Source organism: Neobacillus sp. OS1-2, assembly GCF_030915505.1.
GTDB lineage: Bacteria > Bacillota > Bacilli > Bacillales > Cytobacillaceae > Neobacillus.
Genome location: NZ_CP133265.1, coordinates 4307270 through 4325961, shown reverse-complemented (window position 1 = coordinate 4325961; position 18692 = coordinate 4307270). Strand labels below are relative to the sequence as shown.

Sequence of the window (18692 nt, the reverse complement as noted above, 5' to 3'; positions counted from 1 at the left end):
ACCAGCTGCCCCACACTGAATAGAGTTGTAGGCTAGCGTAAGGGCCTCTTTTTCTGGAATCTTCCTCCCCCTGCAACTACTAGTGGCACAGGGCATGCAGAGGCTACTTTTTCAAAATCCTCGCAGTAATAGGTTTTAACGATTTGAGCTCCAAATTCGGCCAGCATCCTTGTGGCTAACAAGAAGAATTGATTGGTCCGCTCCATTTCCTTGCCAACAGCCACAACACCCATAGTTGGAATGGAGTATCTTGAGCCAAAGTTTACTGCCCGGTTTAACTCTTCAATGGTTTCTTTTTGTCCATCCGCCCCAATAAATGTTTGAATGGCGATGGCACTGGCATTCATCTTAATGGCATCTTCAATGTCTACCACCATGGATTCATGGCTTAGGTCATCTTGGAGGACACTAGAACCAGATGATGCCCGTAATGCAATAGCCTTATTAAAGGTTGGTGGGACGCTGCTTCGGATGGCACCACGCGTACCCATTAAACAATCTGCATAATTGGCTAATTTAGGAATAAGTAGATCTAATCTTTCTAGTCCTGAAGTAGGTCCCATGAAATACCCGTGGTCAAACGCTAACATGACGGTTTTTCCGGAGGAAGGGTTAAAAATTCTGGATAAACGATCCTTCATCCCCCAATCATAATTGTTCGCCCCTTTCACATGGTAATTCCCATTGTTTGCGAAAGGAACACTCTCAGAAAAATCTTTTGCATTTTTGTTACCAATACTATCTGCCATTTCTCTCTCTCCTTAATTCCTAAATTCATAATCACGATTTAAACCGTTAAAAGTCGTAATCGTTCGTATTGTCCTTTGTAAATACAATGCGCTCTGGTAAAACAATAATGCCTGAATCGTCAGCCTTATAATCGTATCCTTGGATCGTGTTCGGCTCTACTTTAACGGAACCCATATCAGGGACATCAATAGAGTCCCCCACTTTCATATCATTGCCTTTAGCTAACCAATAAGCGACGTATACGGCAAGGGCCCCTTGATCTTTAACATCCCATAAACCATGGTTGGTAATAGTGCCATTTTCAATAAATTGTCTCATTGAATTCGGAGAAGCAAATCCAGTAATAATGACATCATCGGCTTTTAACCCTTTATTGGCAGCTGCTTGTGCCATTGCTGGAAGAGCAGTTGAATCTGGACAAATAACGGCATCGATATCAGGGAAAGAATCTAAAATACTTTCTCCAACCTGTAATGATTTTTGTTCATTGGCATCACCGAATTGTGTCGTGACAAGTTCCCATTTTGGATATTTTTCTTTTATATATTTGTTTGCATAATTAACCCATGAATTTTGGTCTGGTACGGTTGGGCTTGAGTAGAACCAGGCAATTTTCTTCGCATCATTGGGGTTATCCATCTGCTGTGCAGCCATATCAACGAGCATTTTACCTAAGATTTCTGGTGTTCCTTGGTTTACATAAACGGAACGATATTTAGGATCCACATCCGAATCCCATGTGACTACTTTAATGCCGGCATCTAATGCCTTTTTCAAGGCCTGATTCAACCCATCTGAAGAGACAGAGGAAATGGCTATTGCATCAGCACCGCTATTGACAGCACTATTAATAATTTGTACTTGATTCGCAACCGTACCTTCTGGAGCCCCATCGTATTTCACTTTAAAGCCCACTTTCTTGGCCATTTCCTGTGCACCGTCGTTTCCAGATTCAAAGAATGCATTCCCAGTCATTTTAGGTATGAAAACAACTTGAATATCTTTATCATCTTTCTTTTTGCCTCCGTCTCCAGAGTCGCCTTCATTGGATCCGCATGCAGCTACAAATAACATCACAATGGCCACAACAATCAAAAGCTTCATAGATTTTAATTTTCCCATTGCAGCTTAACCTCCAATATTTTGTTTTGGTGTGATGATTCTTTTTACATTTAGCCTGAAATCTGGATTAATCCCCAGGAATGCAACAGAGACAATGAGAAGGACGCCCGTAGCCAATCCGATATATTGGGTGGAAACTCCAGCCATTTGCAAACCAATCTGCAAAAAACCTAAAATAATGCTGGCTAGTGCTGTCCCAACAACACCCCCTTTACCTCCTGTGATTAATGTCCCCCCTAAGACAACGACAGTAAGAATAGGCATAAGATATTCAGCACCATAATCAGATCGTGCACTACCTAAATAGGAAGTTAAGACAACACCTGCAATTCCAGCACTTAATCCTGACAAAACGTAGGTACTCGTAATGATCTTTTTTGTATCAATCCCAGAGTACTCGGCGGTATTTTGATTAATTCCCGTTAAGTAAATATATCTTCCATATCTTGTGCGGTGCAGAAGGATATAGGCGATGAAAAACATACTAAAAAAAAAGATGACGGCACTCGGAATTCCCATAACTTCTCCATTGGCAATTTTGCTAAAGCTTTCAGAAAAGCCCGATATCCCTTCATAGGTACTGACACCAGACACGCCCACAAGCACGATCGCAATCCCACTATATAAAAGCATGCCGCCAAGCGTTATTACCATGGCTTGAACTCTGCCATAAGCAATTAGGACTCCATTGAAAAGGCCGCATAATCCACCAATTAATATGGCACAAATAATGGAAACCCAAATATTTAGACCAACCACTTGAGATAAGAGTCCCGTTACAACAGAGGTTAACCCGATAATCGAAACCCCAGAAATATCAATTCCTCCAGTAATAACGACCAATGTGACAAAAAAGCCAATAATAGCAACCGCAATAAAATCATTAAAACTATTTAACAAGATTGTGATATTCCAGAATCTCGGATTCATCATCCCAAACACGATAATTTCAGCAATAATGATGAGGAATAAGGCGAGGTTCCATCTCGGGATTTTCGTTAACATGTCATTTCTAAGCCTCCTTTTGCAGAACTCTAGCATTTAATCTTACTTTCTTTGCCTTTCTATTGGCACGAAACGCAAGAAGGGAATCAATAACGACAATGATAATTAACAGTGAACCCGAAATCGTATCATTCCAAAAGGCTGGTACTTTCATAAATACCAGAGCAGAGTTGATGGACGTTAAAATGACGGCACCTAATGCTGCCCCAATAACCGTTCCGATCCCGCCCATCAATGACACACCGCCAAGAACACAGGCGGCGATGACGGTCAGTTCAATTCCAGTCCCGGCATTAGAGGAGACAAAACCAATTTGACTCACAAAGATTAATCCTGCAATAGATGCACAAATACCTGAAATGACAAATGAATAGGTACTATATCTTTTAACAGGAATCCCCAATGATATGGCCCCGTCTGCGTTATCACCAATAGCAGTGAAATACCTTCCCTTACTGCTCTTAGATAGGTATACTTGAACGATTAGGACCCCAACAATAACGATAAGCGAGAATAAATTCATACCGAAAATATCTATAGTTGAAAGTTCCTTAATATTTGCAGGAATATTTTCTACCCATTTTCCATCCGTATAAATAACTTGGACCACTCTTGTTATAGAGAGCATGGCTAATGTCATAATAAACGAAGAAATTTTTAACTTTACGACTCCAAAACCATTAATGAGTCCGATGCAGGCGCCTATTAATATGGCAGTGAATACCGCTAGAAAAATAGTTCCCCCATCTCTAAGAATGGTTCCGCAAACAGCCGCACTTAATCCCAGCGTTCCACCTATTGAAATATCCAAATTCCCTGTTAATAGGACAAAGGTCATCCCGATCGCAAGCACAATATAAACCAAGCTGCTCTTCAGTGACTTATCGATATTCTGTAAAGATACATAATCAGTGTTGATGAAACCCACAACCACAAAAAGAAGGATTAAAAATAGTAAAGTTCTAAATTCTCGTTGTTTGATCATTTTAGAAACCCTAGCCATGTCCCTGATCACTTCCTTCAAATGTTCCAAAAGCTGCTTTCATCACATTGACTGCATTAATTTCGTCTAAGCTAAGGCAAACAGTGCATGTTCCCTGATACACTGCATAGATGCGGTCACTTATTCTGCCGATTTCTTCAAGGTCTGAGGAAATGAGCAGAATAGAAAATCCTTGGCTCTTTAGTTCTGAGATGATGGAATAGATGTCTCCCCTGGCAGCAGCATCAATTCCCCTTGTCGGTTCATCCATGATAATCAATTTTGGGTTCATGGATAGAGCCCTTGCGATTACAACTTTCTGCTGATTCCCGCCTGACAATGACTTCATATCATCCTCCTGGGAACCCACCTTAATTCTTAGTCGATCAATATACCGACTGGCCACCTGTTCTTCTACTTTCTTCTTCGTAAAAATTCCATGCTTTTTCATTATTTGTGATGTGATATTATTTCTGACAGAACTGATCGAAAAAATTCCGTTCAAAAATCGATCCTCGGGGATATAAGCCAGCCCGCTGTCCACCGTTTCGTTGATGGACATCCTTGTAATGTCTTTACCATCCAGATAGACTTTTCCGCTTTGGATTGGATTAATACCGTAAATCGCTTCGGCAATTTCCGTTCTTCCAGCCCCGACAAGCCCAGCAAGGCCAACCACTTCTCCCTTATAAACGTCAAAACTAATATTCCTAAATCCTTCCCCAACAATGTCTACCACCTTAAGGATTGGTTCTTCTCCCTCGTGGTTGGTTTTTCGTCTTTCAAACTGATCTTCATACAGATTTTCGTTTCCTTCTGGAAGCAGCCCTTGAATCAGCATTTCTTTCGTAAATTCATCGATTCTCCCTTTAAGTGTTACTTTTCCGTCCCGTAATATGACTGCATGCGTGGAAATCTGAAAGACCTCGTCAAGTCGATGGGTAATATAGAAGATGCCTACACCGGAATTCCGTAACTGTTTAATAACCTTGAAAAGAGACTCTGTTTCTGAAAACGTTAAGGTAGAGGTTGGTTCATCCAGAATTAACACTTTTGCCTTTCTTACTAATCCTTTTATTATCTCAAGCTGTTGTTGCTCAGCGATACTTAATGTAGCAGCTAACCGTTTCAAATCAATATTCCAGCCTAATTCTTTAATGAGCCTCATGGATTCTTCTCTCACTACATTTTTATGCTTACGAAATCCGATCGTAAGGTTTTGTTCAACCGTCATATTGGGAAATAGCAATGGTTCTTGCGGCACTAAATATATGCCTCTTTCATGTGCGGCGAATGGGTTTAAGTGCTCTACCTTTTCTCCATAAATTTCAATAAACCCCTCATCCGCTTTGTAAATACCGGTGAGGATTTTCATTAAGGTACTCTTCCCTGCTCCATTTCCGCCGATAATCGTTATGACCTCCGACTCATTAAGTTCTAAAGAGATCCCCTTCAAAACCGTGTTGCGGTTAAATGACTTACGGATATTTTCTACTGTCACTAAGTTCCTCGGCGCTTCCATAATACCCCCCTATCTTAGCACCCGTCTTGCAAACGCTTACTTTTATTATCAGTCTATTGCTGAATAATACTTTTTATTAACAAACAAACATTTTATTAGCTAGTAAACTATATATATTTTTAAGGATTACAAATATTACATAACCCTAAACACCTTATTAGGTATTCCCTCGTAGATTATATGAACTAGGCATAATTTTCATTACAGTCTTATTACAATATATAAGGGACATGGACTGGCGAACGAAGCGTAACAGGGTTTACATTTGTATGACTGCACAACAAAGGTAGCACAATTGTTTTAACATAAAATTTTTGTATTAAAAATAAACTGTAAAGAGTGAAGAAGATGACATATGAAAATAGCCTAATCATAAAAATAGCCTGGAAGTATTATATTGAGGGAATGACGCAAAATGAGATAGCAGAGTCTTTAAATCTATCTAGAATGAAAGTGATTAAATTCCTAGATATCGCGAAAGCAAACAACATTATTCAATTTAAAATTAACCTGGATCAATTTGTCCACATCGATTTGCAAAATAAGATCAAGCAGCAATATAACTTACAGGATATTTATATTGTTCCTTCTTCGAAAGAAAAACCGTTAGAGAGTCTGACTAAAGCCGCCGCCCACTATATTGAGGACAGAATTACCAGTGACACCATGATAAATGTCGGTTATGGCCAAGCCGTTTCAAGAACCTTGGGACATTTAACAATCTCAACTAAGTATAAAGTTACGTTCGTCTCATTATCCGGCGGAGTCAGATTTTACATTCCGACGGCAGTCGATTCATCTTCTGATTATTATACCAATCCCAATTACAACCATTACATTATGCCCGCCCCATTATTGGCATCCACTAAACACCTTGCTGAACAATTGATTCATGAAAAACCAATCAAGAAGATATTTGAAATGATTCCTTACTCCACCATCACGATCATTGGTATTGGAGCCGTAAATGAACGGGCCACCATTGTGAAGGAAGGATATGTAAACACGAATGAAATGGAAATCTATAAATCAATGGGGGCTGTCGGAGATTTATTAAGCCAATTCTATGATAAAAATGGAAAAGTTTTAAATCTAGAATTGCATAAACAACTGATTAGTACTGATATTCATCTATTAAAATCACTTAACCACGTGGTTGCGGTAGCAGGAGGACTCGAAAAAAAAGAAGCCATTATCGGCGCATTAAAAGGAGGATATATCGATGTCTTAATTACAGATGAAGCCGTTGCGAATAGTCTAATAGATTAAAATGCTGCAGACCAATAATTCCTAATTATGATAGTGAGGAAGGTTGATCGTATGGAAAAATACTTAATGGCGATTGATGCCGGCACTGGCAGTGTCAGAGTCATTTTGTTTGACACATTAGGCAATGAACACTTTGTTACACAATCAGAATGGACCCATAACGAAGATAAACGATATCCGGGTTCTCAGGACTTTGATATCAATCAAAATATGGAAACAATCATCCTTCTCATTAAGGAAATCTTAGCAAAAAGCAAGGTTCACCCAGAGAACATTGTCTCCATTTCAACAACGAGCATGCGTGAAGCCATTGTCCTATACGATGAAAACGGTCAGGAGTTATGGGCCTGTGCGAATGTTGATTCAAGGTCCAATAATGAAGTAGCGAACCTTTATAAAATAAGTGACACCATCGAAGCAGAAATTCACCATGTTTCAGGGCAAACCTTTTCACTAGGAGCAATTCCTAGAATTCTTTGGGTGAAAAAGAATATTCCCGAAACGTATGAAAGAGTGAAATACGTGACAATGTTGAACGACTGGATTACCTATCGCTTAACCGATGTGATTTCGGTTGAACCATCTAATGGGTGTACGACTGGTCTATTTGATATTAAAAATCGAGTATGGGATCCACGTATTTCAGAGAAGGTTGGTCTGCGGAATGATATTTTTCCAGTCGTAAATGAGAGCGGATCCATCATTGGCCATGTTACCGAAGAATTTTCAGCACTTTCTGGATTGAGTACGCAAACTTTAGTGATTGCAGGAGGTGGTGATGCTCAATTAGGATGCATCGGGATGGGAGTGATCAATGAAGGAGATGCCGCTGTATTAGGCGGAAGCTTTTGGCAATATGAATATACCACTAACCAGGTCGAAATCAATGATCAATGTAAAGTAAGAGTGAATTGTCATGCACTCCCAAATACTTGGCAATATGAAGCCATCGCCTTCTTTCCTGGATTGATCATGAGATGGTTCAGAGATACGTTTTGTGAGCTTGAAGCCTTCCTTCAAAAAGAAAGTGGTGAAAGCATTTATGAACAAATGGAGAAAAGAGCCCAAAATGTACCGGCTGGTAGCCATGGAATGATTTGCACGTTTTCAGATAAAATGAATTACTTTTCTTGGAAACATGCAGCACCTAGTTTCGTAGATTTTAAATTTGATGGTTCGTTTAATAAGGCCACCTTTTATAGGGCGATCATGGAGAATGCCGCATTTGTAACGAAGGGGAATATTGAAATGGTTTCTAAAATTACCAACACCTCACCGGAATCCATTGTGTTTGGAGGCGGGGCATCAAAAAGTGACTTATGGTGCCAAATTCTTGCTGATGTTCTTAATAGGAAGGTGAAAATTCCAGTTGTAAAAGAATCGACTGCTCTTGGTGCAGCGATATGTGCAGGTGTAGGTGCTGGCGTTTATCTAAATTTTAAAGAAGCCATCGATCAAGTCGTAAAGTTTGAAAAAACCTTCGAACCAAACGTATCGAATCACTTCATTTATGAAGAATTATATAAAAAGTGGGAAGCCATTTATAAAGTACAATTAGATCTAGCCGATCAAGGGGTTACAGAACATATGTGGATCGCACCCGGATTATAACTTATATAAAGGAGTGAAACCAATTGTCAGTTATAAACGAGAATGAGAGAGAATACCGATTTGGAGATAGTGGCCCCAAGTATCTTTTAAAAGGACCTAGAATGAACTTTGGTGTGGTTATGTTACAACCAGGACAAGATTTCACAGCCCATTATCATACCATCATGGAAGAAAACTTCTATATTTTAGAAGGCAACCTAGAAATTCATATTGACAATGAGATTTTCCAATGTAAACCAGGTGATTTTGTTCATGTTGAACCGAAAAAAGTCCACTATTTAATTAATAAAGGAGAAAAAGTCTTTAAAGCCGCTTTTATGCTCGCACCCTATCAAGAAAAAGATAAGGTTGAAGTAGATTACAAGCCATACGATAATTAATCTACATGTCAACACAGTAAAAGTCGACTGCAATGGAAGAAGATTTTAAGAGGATAGCAGTAATTGCATCCTCTTTTCGCTTCTTTTCTACTGTTCGCGAATCCTCCCAGTACTTACCTTTTAAGCGCTCTTGTAGCATAAAAGGTTGGAACATTGAATTCATGAAGTTTCCCTGAACCGTTTGTATCTTGGAAGATATCAGTTAGGATAAAACCCGCCTGTAATTGTCCCCCTATTTGTTCCTCAATCGTGTGGGAAAACTGGATGCCCCAATCATTTTTTAGCGACTTTTCATATAGCTCGGGATCCTTCAAGGGATTAAATGGGAGCTGATTGGCGAGCGTTGTCTCATCTTCATCAAACAGATAATTAAAACCGTTATCTAATCCGGCTAAGAGAATCCCTCCTTTTTTCAAAACGCGGTAACATTCCTTCCATATCGGAACAACATCCTCTACATAACAATTGGAAACGGGATGAAAAATCATGTCGAACGATTCGTCCTCGAATGGCAACGGCTTGGTCATATCAGCCCTAACTGTGTTGATTTCATAATTCTCTCTTTTTGCTACTTCTCTTTCACTTTCCAATTGCTTTTCTGAATAATCCAATACCGTACATGTTGCCCCTAAGGCCGAAAAGATTGGCATTTGCTGACCACCGCCAGACGCCAAGCCAAGGATTTTAGCACCATTCATTTCGCCAAACCATTCCTTTGGTACGGGTTTAGTCGGTGTTAGAACCACAAACCAATCATTCTTTTTCGCTTTTTCAAAAATCTCATGACTAATCGGCTTCCCCCATAACCAACCATCCTCTACCCACTTATCAATCGTTTTCGAATTTAACTCTATGTATTTTTGCTCCATCTAAGTCACTCCCCTTTGATAAATCTGCTGACTATTAATTGCTTACTTAAATCATGACATGTTTCTTCCGGAAATTCTATTCATTTCTCTGTTTTCTCTGAACATTCTAAATGGCAGCTGATTTTCATTGCTAATTGATATGACAGTTCAGTCTAATGGGAAACAATATCAAACACAAACATCTTTTATTCCAAAATTATAAATTTTGGAATAGCAAAGCAGGATAGAAAATAAGTAAATAAAGGGCCAAAATTCTATCATTTGCAGTGCATTTTGGATTACCAATTTTATTGATCTTTTAGCTGCTGAATCAAGGGAATCCGCACTTATCGGTTGGGGGGTCAGGTCATGCATCCGACATGATAAATAGAAGGAAAAATTCCGCCTAGTTAGAAATTTTAATTAAAAATGGCTTAAATAGACGGAGGAATTCCGCCTATAGACTCGAAAAAACCGATAATGAGGGGTTTTTCTTTGCATAATCGGAAAACCTCCGATTATTTCCCTTGAAACGAGCTCCATTTTGCATTTAACCGGAAACTCTCCGTTTAATTTACTTTTTGCAGATCACTTGATTAAGGACAGAAAAAAGGAATAAGGTGTATCTCAGAACCACTGGGGTTTACTTAAATAAGGTTTCCTACTAAAGAAACTCACCAATTTTGGCGAGTTTTACTTTTTTATATACCAATACAACTGTCTTTTCGGAACTTCCTCTTACATTTACATCAAAGAACAGTTTTCACTTGCTTCGTGTAGAAAAAGCGGACAATGTAAAAATACACTATTTGGATGACTAAAAATACACTTAGTACCACCATGGATACCTTTGTTAAGTCATAAAAGAAAAGGTGCGATAATGCAGTCAGGGCTATCGCTCCATGAATGAGGGCAACCAGGATCGGTGTGAAGAAAAGAATGGCCGTTTGTCTAGTAAGGACCTTTTTTAATTCTTTTTCGGTTAAGCCCATTTTCGCGATTGAATGAAATTTTTGTTTGTCTTCATCTAAATCCGCGTAAAGTCGGAAATAAAGGAAACTTCCAGCGGAGACAAAAAAGACAATCCCGATAAATAATCCCACAAATAAGACTAGACCATATTGCTGATTTAGTTGATAAATACTATAATCCCTAGCATTAAATTCATAAGAAGGAAGGTCGTCAGCTATCTTTCGGGAAGCTGAAAAAATGTTTTCTTTCCCCTCCGTAACCTGCCATGCATGAAAGTGCTCCTCCCTTTTTGGTGCGGGCAGTTCCTTGAAATCATGATCAGAAACGACATAATATGAATCAGTTGCTGGCAGTGCTTTTGAATAAATAACTTTCTTCGGCGTTAAGGTAACACCTGAATTCAATTTGATCGTTTGCTTTAGTAGATCTTCGGTTTGTCCAAATTCATTCCCAGCAAATTCAACTACTTGAACCTGACCATTTTGAATATCAATAGTATCTTCCCTAAGCATTCTAGCAAATCGATTAAAATCCGATTCCCTCGCTATAAGGATGGAATCTTGACCAATCTCATAATAGTGAAGCATTGTTTGCTCGTGATTTGCTTCCATCTTTTCTTCCCTAATCGTTTCATTAATTAAGGCGACATCCTGCTCGTCTTGATCATCAGTTCTATATGAAAATGTATAAGGATTGTTATTTTTCAACCCTGCAGTAAGAAAGGTTTGAAAACCAAACAATGTCCCAATCGCACTAAATGCAACAGTCGAAACAATCGCAACCATAAAAAAGGTACGAGCATTATCCTTCATTCGGAACGAAAGATCGGATAATAAAATCATGTTCGTTTTCCGCCAAAAGATGTTTTCATTCTTCTTAAATCTTCGGATCAGATAAACACTTAACTGGGTGAACAAGAGATAGGTACCGATGATTACGACAATGATCACTGGCAGCATTGCTGCAATTACGAGCGTTCCCTTCACAATTAAAGCAGCTGCATATCCAATTAAAATGAGAAATACGGCTAAAATCGTGAGAAAGATATTCGCTTTTGGTTCGCCTTTTGACTTTTTATTTCCTTTAATTAAGTCGATCAGCTTTCGACTGCGTAATACATAGGAGACAAATAACGAAATAAAGAAAAATAACAAAATAAAGGAAACAAAGGTTACAAAAACTGCTTTAATCGGAATATAAAAGTTTAGACCGTCATTCATGGCAAGCACATTTTCCCCAATTAATAAAATCCCTTTGGAAAAAATCAATCCCAACAAGATCCCACCTAATGTAGCGAAAAAGCCAATCACCATGTTTTCCATGAATACCATTAGACGTATTTGCCTAACGGACATACCCTGCATCATCAATAACCCAAACTCTTTTTTTCGGGTACTTAAGAATGTACTCATTGAATAAAGAACGAAGAAAAAAGAAAAGACATAGATAATTCCCGCTGAAATATTCATCCCTTTTTGTACAGTCAAATTCATCTCACTTCCAGTTAAATCAGGGTGAAAGGCGAATATCGCAAATGTAAAAAATACCATCACCGTAAACATACTGCTTAGGAAGTAAGCTGCGTACAACCGTTTGTTGCGAACGACATTATTAAACGCGAATCTGCGAAAGGTCATGGCCATCCCCTCCTAGTAAAGAAAGTGTATCGATAATTCTTTGGAAAAAGGCTTGGCGATTATCGCCGCGATGAATTTCTGAAAAAAATGCTCCATCTCGGATAAAAATCACTCGATTGCAATAACTTGCAGCTTGTGGATCATGGGTCACCAATAACATCGTTGTCGACTCATTTTTATTGATCGATTCCAACATCTCCATAACATCCTTCGACGACTTCGAATCAAGATTACCAGTCGGTTCATCAGCAAGGAGCATCTTGGGAATATGAATCATCGCCCTTGCCACAGCTACCCTTTGAGCCTGACCACCGGAGATTTCATAGGTGCGCTTGTTCATAATAGGGGTAATTCCCAATTTCTCCGCGATAACACACGCCTTTTGCTTCATCTCCTTCACCTTTTTTCCATCGAGAGTCAACGGAAGGACAATATTTTCCTCCACGGTTAAGGTGTGGAGCAAATTGAAGTCTTGGAAAACAAACCCAAGTTCACGTCTTCGGAATCTTGCCAAGTCCTCTCTATTGAGACGATGTGGATTCTTTCCATTGATCAATATCTCACCTGTAGTTGGTTCATCAATCGTAGCAATCATGTTCAAAAGGGTCGTTTTCCCACTCCCGGAAGGCCCCATGATGCCAACAAATTCCCCATCTTCAATAGATAAATTAATATTGTTTAATGCTTTATAGGCAATTTTACCTTCATAAATTTTACTAACCTGTTTTACATCCAACATCACAAGATCCCCTTCCTCTTTCTGATCTGTGATTAGTATACCTTGCTTATTGCTAGCTAAACTATCGATTCTTCTTTCACTTTCCTTACAAGCTTGTAAGGTTTTGAGTTTCTGAAAAAATAATGCGAAAGGTTGACCCTTTCCCCACTTCTGACTCCATTTCAATCTTGTGCCCAAGGATGTTTAGTGTCTCCTTCGTCAAATACAGTCCCATACCCGTGGACTCTCGAAATTTCCTGCCATTTTCTCCAGTATAAAAGGGATCAAATATCCGCCGTTTATCTGCTTCAGGAATGCCTATTCCAAAGTCTTTTACTTCCAAAATGGCTTCTTTCCCTCTTTCATAAATGGAAATGACAATGCGATTACTGGTTTCGGAAGAATATTTTACGGCATTATTGATAAGCTGAGAGAGGATAAAAAACAGCCACTTTTCATCGGTCGCCACCGTCACTCCTTCCTTTTCCACTTCTAGCTTAGGATAGACGTTGTTACGAATATAAACGCGTTTATGCTCTCCGTTCACTTCAACCACCAATGGCACAAGATTCACCGGTTTAATATGAAAATCCTGCTCAATCGTTCTTAGCCGTGCCATATAGAGGACCGTGTTCAAGCCTGTTTTCATCCGATCGGTTTCTTCTCGGATGCTGGAGGATTCGGGTTCATCTAAATTTTGGGCAGTAAGTTCTATCACCGACAAAGGGGTTTTCATCTGATGAACCCATTGATCCATAAACTTCCGATGCTCCGCCTGTTCTCTTTCGGCGGATTCTAATTGACTTTGAAAAAGTATGTATTGGTTACGCAGCACCTGGTCAAAAGCGATTGAAATCGGTGCTTGATCTGTTTTTTGAAAGCTGTCATCTAGTGACTCTAACGGCTGATTCAAACGCTGGTACAGCTTCTGACGGGATACATAATAATAAGTTAGATAACAGCCAAGAATGAAAAAGCTAAGGAATGCAGCATAAAAAAACAGCTTGATATCGCGATATCCATCAAGCCAAAAGATAGAAAGGATGATAACCAATTGAACAGCTTGTACAACAATTAGTAAGGAATACTCCTTAAAAAACAATCTCATCCCTGATCTTCCTTCCATGAAAGGGTTAACCGATACCCTGCCCCTCTTACTGTTTCCACGGCATCTTGTAATCCAATTTCCTGAAACTTTTTCCGAACCCTCGTGATATTCACATTCAATGTATTTTCATCGACATAGCTTTGGTCATCCCAAAGCTTCTCTAGTAAATCTTCACGACCAGCCACCCGCGGATACCGTTCCATTAAGCTTTCAATAATATCTGCTTCATTTTTTGATAAGGAAATAGTTTTGGTGCCAAAGGTCATCTCCATTCGTTCCGGAAAGAATGTAAGACCCGCGTTTTCTACTACCCGATCCTTATGAATGTTGGCATATTCCCCATATGCACGGCGCAGCTGACTACGGATTTTAGCCATCACAATTTCCGCACTAAACGGCTTGGTCATATAATCATCGCCACCATTCTCTAATGCCATCACCTGATCCATCTCCCCAATCCGAGCCGAGATAAAAATCACAGGACACACTGACTCCTTCCGAATCTGCCTGCACCAATAATACCCATCAAAACTTGGTAAATTAATATCTAAAAGAACCAGATCTGGATTTATCTCATAAAATGCCTTCATGACATGTTCAAAATCAATCACACACGTCACATCATAGCCATATTTTTCAATGTGTGTTTTCAAATGTTCGGCAATTTTAGGATCATCCTCAACAATCATGATCTTTTGCATGTTTAATCACTCCTTATTTCAGATACCATTATGTCACAGAATGAAATCACCTACAAAAATAATCTTGTCACTTGTTCAATAACCCCGCATCTACTTTCTTAAGGCTAAAAGAAAAACCCTCCATAAAGAGGGCTTAGTACTCCAATATGAACCACTCAAACAGCCTGCTAACGCTAATCAAGGGGTATTGCTTTTATCTTTATTCCCCACCCAAATTGATAAAATAAGAATAATAATCCCAAAAATGATATTGTTCCAAAAGGCACCGGAGTTGTCAGCGAAATCGTATACCCAAGATGAACAGACTAACCAAATACCAATTAATCCAGAAAGCCAAAGTTGCCACATCCAATATCGCCTCCTTCCCATGAAGATTCGAAAATTGGAGTACTGACTAAATTCTATTCCAAATTTTTAAAAAATATTACCTAAACGTATAGGAACTTTGCTCTGGAGGTGTTACCGTAAGGACTAAGTCCATCAAAGAACAGCTAACGCTTGTGAACCCAGATAAGAAATGTTGTTCCAAGCTGCGACCTGCAATCTAACCAGCCTTCCATCCGCTTGAATGGCAAATACGGAAACCGTTCATCTCTTATGATTAAAGCAGTAAATACATCTCAAATTGTTTCAGCACTCCCTTTTTAAAACCTTGCTTCTTAAAAAATCCCTCAAGAAGGCTGTTATTGGGAAAACCTGCCGACATTTTGGATAGATGGAGCTCATGACCGGCTGTTTGCAAAAGCTGTGTCCCTACGCCCTTCCCTCTTTCTTTCCTATCGACCATTAAAAAATGGATGGTTCCGGCTGCTGAAATGGCTAAACATCCTGCCAAGCCGTCTTCTCTCCTAGCATGATAATATGAGATATTCCTAGTTTGTTCGATATAGTCGAGATCATTCTGCCAATTAATATGATAGTCCCAGTTTCCTACTGCTTGCTTGAACTCTTCAAAATCGATTCGATTAATAAAAATCTCTGAGTCTGGTTTTTCCAACAATGATAAATCTTCAAGAGTATAGTAGACAAGATCATAGATTTTCTCATAGCCAAGCTTTTCATAAAACCGAACCGCCCGATCATTGCCGACAATCACTTCAAGAAATAACTGTTTACAGCCGTGTTTCATTGCCTCTTGTTTGTGAAGTTCAAACAGTTTCTGACTAATTCCTCTACCTCTATAGGCTGGATGAATCGCTAATGTACCGCATCTCATCGTTTGAATGCCTTCATATATCTTTATCCCACCAAGAATGACACCTACTGGTTCATCTTGATCAAAGGCAATAAAGGAGTTCTCTCTCTTATTCCCTTCAGGACCAAAGAAGCGGGCGAGAAATACATCCTCAGCTATATCCATCTTAATGATATAATCGGAAAACCCAGTATGAAAGGCTTGGTAGATAAACTGATCCTTTACTTCTGTACAACAGTAATAGCGAATAGTATTTTCTAGTTTCAATTAATTCTGTTCTCCCCTCGAAATAGTTAGTTTAAAATGACTTTATCGATAAATCTTTTCCGTAATAATTATTTCGAGGTTTCTTTAAAAATTCCTACCCATAATTCCGTAAAGGGAACAAAGCCAAAATAAACTAGCCCGATTCAATTGAATTAGTGGATTGTTTCTTATCTACTCTTACTTTTATCTCGGCAATTACTAGCATGAGTAATGGAATAATTACTTGAAACGGAAATGCGTAATAGGTATAGATTTCAAACGCCCATTTTCGCATTTCAAAAATACTATCATAAATTGTATAAGCAAAAAAAATCATTAATAGACCATTCTGGATTACAATGGAGCGATAATCGTGTAAATTGAATAACTTAGCAAATCCAATACTGCAAACCAATAAGCAAATACTGCCTTTAATAAATACACCAAATATAAAAATGACTGCCACGGTTAGCTCAATTCTTTGCAAAAAATCCCCAATAATAATTCTACTCACCGCAACATGCGCGGGAAAATAAAGTTTAGGAAGGATCCCTCCTAAAATAAGAATATTACGTAACGTTATGAAGAAAATTAACAATCCTGCAAAAACAGTTCCCTTCAGAAAAATCTTAAGCGGTGATACTTTTGTTTTTAATGAAAAAAAAGCACCCAGTAACACCACAGATTCTGCAAAAGGGAATGCAAATGTAGAAAATCCCGCTTTCATAATGGGCGAAAATCCATTACCGAGAATGGGTTTAATATAATGAAAATGTAATTGGGGTATACCCATAAATTGAACCACAACGATAATAAACAATAAGAATGGAAGACTTGTGGCACTTATTCTTCCAATCACTTCAATGCCTGACCTTACAGCAACAATACTGACTATACCTAAGCACAAAATGGGAACAAAAAGAGGGGTTTCAGGCATAGCTGAGGTATTAATAAACTCCCCAAAATTCCGCATAATTAGTGCCCCTAGGTGAAATGTATACCAAATATAAATGATGGCAACTAATTTGCCAATCACTTTTCCAAAAATTTGATCGACAATATCATATAGTCCTTTCTCGGGAAAAAGTGAAAGGAGCCTCCCGTAAACTAGAACAATGGGGATTGATAGGGATACCCCCAATAAAACACTTATCCACGCATCATTTTTCGCCCCTGTCCCAACACCAAGAATAAATGAACTTCCTATGTAAAATATGATTAATATGCAGGTTGCTTCTTTATCTGTTATTCGTTCCTTCCGCATTCCCAAACCTACTTTCCAAACAATGACTCAATTACGTTTTGTATGGGGATAGCAGGGCTAGGTATTTTCCCCCCAAAACTTAAGACTAAAGCAACTGTAAAAGAACATAAACCCAAAATGGCATTTAACCAGAAGTCTTGCCAATACTTTTGTTTATATAAGGGAATAAACTCATACATGAATAAAACAGCATATACGACCAAAGGAATTACAAACAGGTTAATCTCCCCTTTTTAACGGCTCTGCAAGCATACCACTACCTTTTATATGGACATTCGATGTAACATTAACCGGTAAATCTTGAAACTTATTTTCCCATGATGATTTAATTTGATTCCATACCTGTGGATCCTCTTCTCGAATTTTTTCTCCAAAGCCAAAAATATCAACCTTGTATTCACTTTGTACATGTTTAATAACTTTCTCTACTCGTTGACTTACTATTTTTTCAAAACTCTTTTCCAGTAAGTCTTTTTTACGTTCTTCCATATAGTTCTTTTTGCCGTTAATTTCATCTATCGTAACGGTGGTATCGATATTGACGTTCATTTTAATGTCAGCCTTATTAATAGTGGGTTTGAGATTCGTTTTACTTTTAAAAATTTCTAAGGAAATTTGTGAAGATGTAATGTCGTCTTCTTTACCCACTACGAGTAATCCTCCGCTAATTTCATCTCGAACAAATAAGAAAGCTTCCGTTTCCTCGCCATCTAAGAATCCTATCAGTTTATCCTTATTAAAAATGGCCGTCCCATTCATTTTAGGTAATCTTTTTTGTAATGCCACCACCGGTAAAGCGGTGACAACTCCAGATGCCTCAATTTCATTAATAACCTTCCATATTTTCACAACAGGGGCTTTGTTTAATGACTTCTGATTTTTAAGCATTTCTTCTAATGCTAAAGACACTATTTCCTTGGGAGCTGGTTCGCCCAAAAGGATTTCCCTTGCCGTTTTCTCTTTTGATACAAGAATATTAATATCCGCTCTCGTTTCAGAATCTCGGTGAAACCAATCAAGTATCTCTAGAATTCCTTCCTTCGCAATATCCTGACTGATAATCACGGCCTTATTGTGACTCCAATATAATCTTTTTCCCGTTAATGCAATTTCGTTTCGAACTGCATCAAAAATAGTCTTTCCACTTATAGTAAAACTTTTGGATTGAGTTGGATGTTCTGCCCCAGCTTCCATTTGAATAGTTTCAACCGTAAGGTAGATCCGACCATCCTTTCCTTTATCGATGGCTACCCCCCCGACAACGACCAAATCCTCAATTTCTCGGTAATTCCAACATCCAGAAAGAATGGCGAAGCAAAGTATGGTAGTAATCGTTAATAAGCATTTTTTAATTCTCATATA

17 protein-coding genes are annotated in these 18692 nt (G+C 38.7%); 3 read left to right on the top strand and 14 right to left on the bottom strand.

From position 1 onward, the window contains the following. Positions 1-32 precede the first annotated feature (32 nt). Genes lsrF through RCG19_RS21515 form a run of 5 tightly spaced genes read right to left on the bottom strand, consistent with a single transcriptional unit; the run spans position 33 to position 5381 of the window. Positions 33-749 carry a 3-hydroxy-5-phosphonooxypentane-2,4-dione thiolase gene (lsrF, locus tag RCG19_RS21535; RefSeq protein ID WP_308108838.1) on the bottom strand — a complete coding sequence of 239 codons (717 nt, stop codon included), beginning with the start codon at positions 747-749 and terminating at the stop codon, positions 33-35. A 46-nt stretch (positions 750-795) separates the two neighbouring features. After that, a complete protein-coding gene (lsrB, locus tag RCG19_RS21530; RefSeq protein ID WP_308108837.1) occupies positions 796-1872 on the bottom strand; it encodes an autoinducer 2 ABC transporter substrate-binding protein LsrB in 1077 nt (358 codons plus the stop codon). A 6-nt stretch (positions 1873-1878) separates the two neighbouring features. Next, entirely contained in the window at positions 1879-2877 is a 999-nt protein-coding gene (locus RCG19_RS21525) for an ABC transporter permease (protein WP_308108836.1), read from the bottom strand. Positions 2878-2884: 7 nt separating this feature from the next. Continuing rightward, positions 2885-3862: an ABC transporter permease gene (locus RCG19_RS21520; protein ID WP_308108835.1), complete on the bottom strand. Its 978-nt coding sequence runs from the start codon at positions 3860-3862 to the stop codon at positions 2885-2887. Positions 3863-3872: 10 nt separating this feature from the next. Continuing rightward, complete coding sequence (locus RCG19_RS21515; RefSeq protein ID WP_308108834.1) at positions 3873-5381, bottom strand: sugar ABC transporter ATP-binding protein; 1509 nt, start codon at positions 5379-5381, stop codon at positions 3873-3875. A gap of 348 nt (positions 5382-5729) precedes the next feature. Between RCG19_RS21515 and RCG19_RS21510 the strand changes: the two genes are divergently transcribed. The 3 genes from RCG19_RS21510 to RCG19_RS21500 are packed head-to-tail and all read left to right on the top strand — an operon-like array spanning position 5730 to position 8641. Beyond that, complete coding sequence (locus RCG19_RS21510) at positions 5730-6650, top strand: sugar-binding transcriptional regulator (RefSeq protein WP_166242936.1); 921 nt, start codon at positions 5730-5732, stop codon at positions 6648-6650. A 51-nt stretch (positions 6651-6701) separates the two neighbouring features. Beyond that, on the top strand, positions 6702-8261 hold the full coding sequence (gene lsrK / locus RCG19_RS21505) for an autoinducer-2 kinase (protein ID WP_308108833.1): 1560 nt from the start codon (positions 6702-6704) through the stop codon (positions 8259-8261). A 23-nt stretch (positions 8262-8284) separates the two neighbouring features. After that, positions 8285-8641 carry a cupin domain-containing protein gene (locus RCG19_RS21500; RefSeq protein ID WP_308108831.1) on the top strand — a complete coding sequence of 119 codons (357 nt, stop codon included), beginning with the start codon at positions 8285-8287 and terminating at the stop codon, positions 8639-8641. Between the two features lie 113 nt (positions 8642-8754). On the opposite strand, the gene RCG19_RS21495 is transcribed toward RCG19_RS21500, so the two are convergent. From RCG19_RS21495 to RCG19_RS21455, 9 genes are all read right to left on the bottom strand, one after another. Further along, on the bottom strand, positions 8755-9510 hold the full coding sequence (locus RCG19_RS21495; RefSeq protein WP_308108830.1) for a class I SAM-dependent methyltransferase: 756 nt from the start codon (positions 9508-9510) through the stop codon (positions 8755-8757). Positions 9511-10238: 728 nt separating this feature from the next. After that, the gene (locus RCG19_RS21490) at positions 10239-12098 is read right to left on the bottom strand and encodes an ABC transporter permease (RefSeq protein WP_308108829.1); all 1860 of its coding nucleotides are present in this window, start codon (positions 12096-12098) and stop codon (positions 10239-10241) included. Continuing rightward, on the bottom strand, positions 12073-12837 hold the full coding sequence (locus RCG19_RS21485) for an ABC transporter ATP-binding protein (protein ID WP_166242946.1): 765 nt from the start codon (positions 12835-12837) through the stop codon (positions 12073-12075). Before RCG19_RS21485 ends, RCG19_RS21490 begins: the two co-directional genes overlap by 26 nt. 85 nt (positions 12838-12922) lie before the next feature. Then, entirely contained in the window at positions 12923-13924 is a 1002-nt protein-coding gene (locus tag RCG19_RS21480) for a sensor histidine kinase (RefSeq protein WP_308108828.1), read from the bottom strand. Next, the gene (locus RCG19_RS21475; protein WP_308108827.1) at positions 13921-14625 is read right to left on the bottom strand and encodes a response regulator transcription factor; all 705 of its coding nucleotides are present in this window, start codon (positions 14623-14625) and stop codon (positions 13921-13923) included. Before RCG19_RS21475 ends, RCG19_RS21480 begins: the two co-directional genes overlap by 4 nt. A gap of 177 nt (positions 14626-14802) precedes the next feature. Then, on the bottom strand, positions 14803-14973 hold the full coding sequence (locus RCG19_RS21470) for an SPW repeat protein (RefSeq protein ID WP_166242952.1): 171 nt from the start codon (positions 14971-14973) through the stop codon (positions 14803-14805). Positions 14974-15226: 253 nt separating this feature from the next. Beyond that, the gene (locus RCG19_RS21465) at positions 15227-16087 is read right to left on the bottom strand and encodes a GNAT family N-acetyltransferase (protein ID WP_308108826.1); all 861 of its coding nucleotides are present in this window, start codon (positions 16085-16087) and stop codon (positions 15227-15229) included. A 133-nt stretch (positions 16088-16220) separates the two neighbouring features. Further along, entirely contained in the window at positions 16221-17330 is a 1110-nt protein-coding gene (locus RCG19_RS21460) for a GerAB/ArcD/ProY family transporter (protein WP_308108825.1), read from the bottom strand. Positions 17331-17549: 219 nt separating this feature from the next. Further along, the gene (locus tag RCG19_RS21455) at positions 17550-18689 is read right to left on the bottom strand and encodes a Ger(x)C family spore germination protein (RefSeq protein ID WP_308108824.1); all 1140 of its coding nucleotides are present in this window, start codon (positions 18687-18689) and stop codon (positions 17550-17552) included. Positions 18690-18692 lie beyond the last annotated feature (3 nt).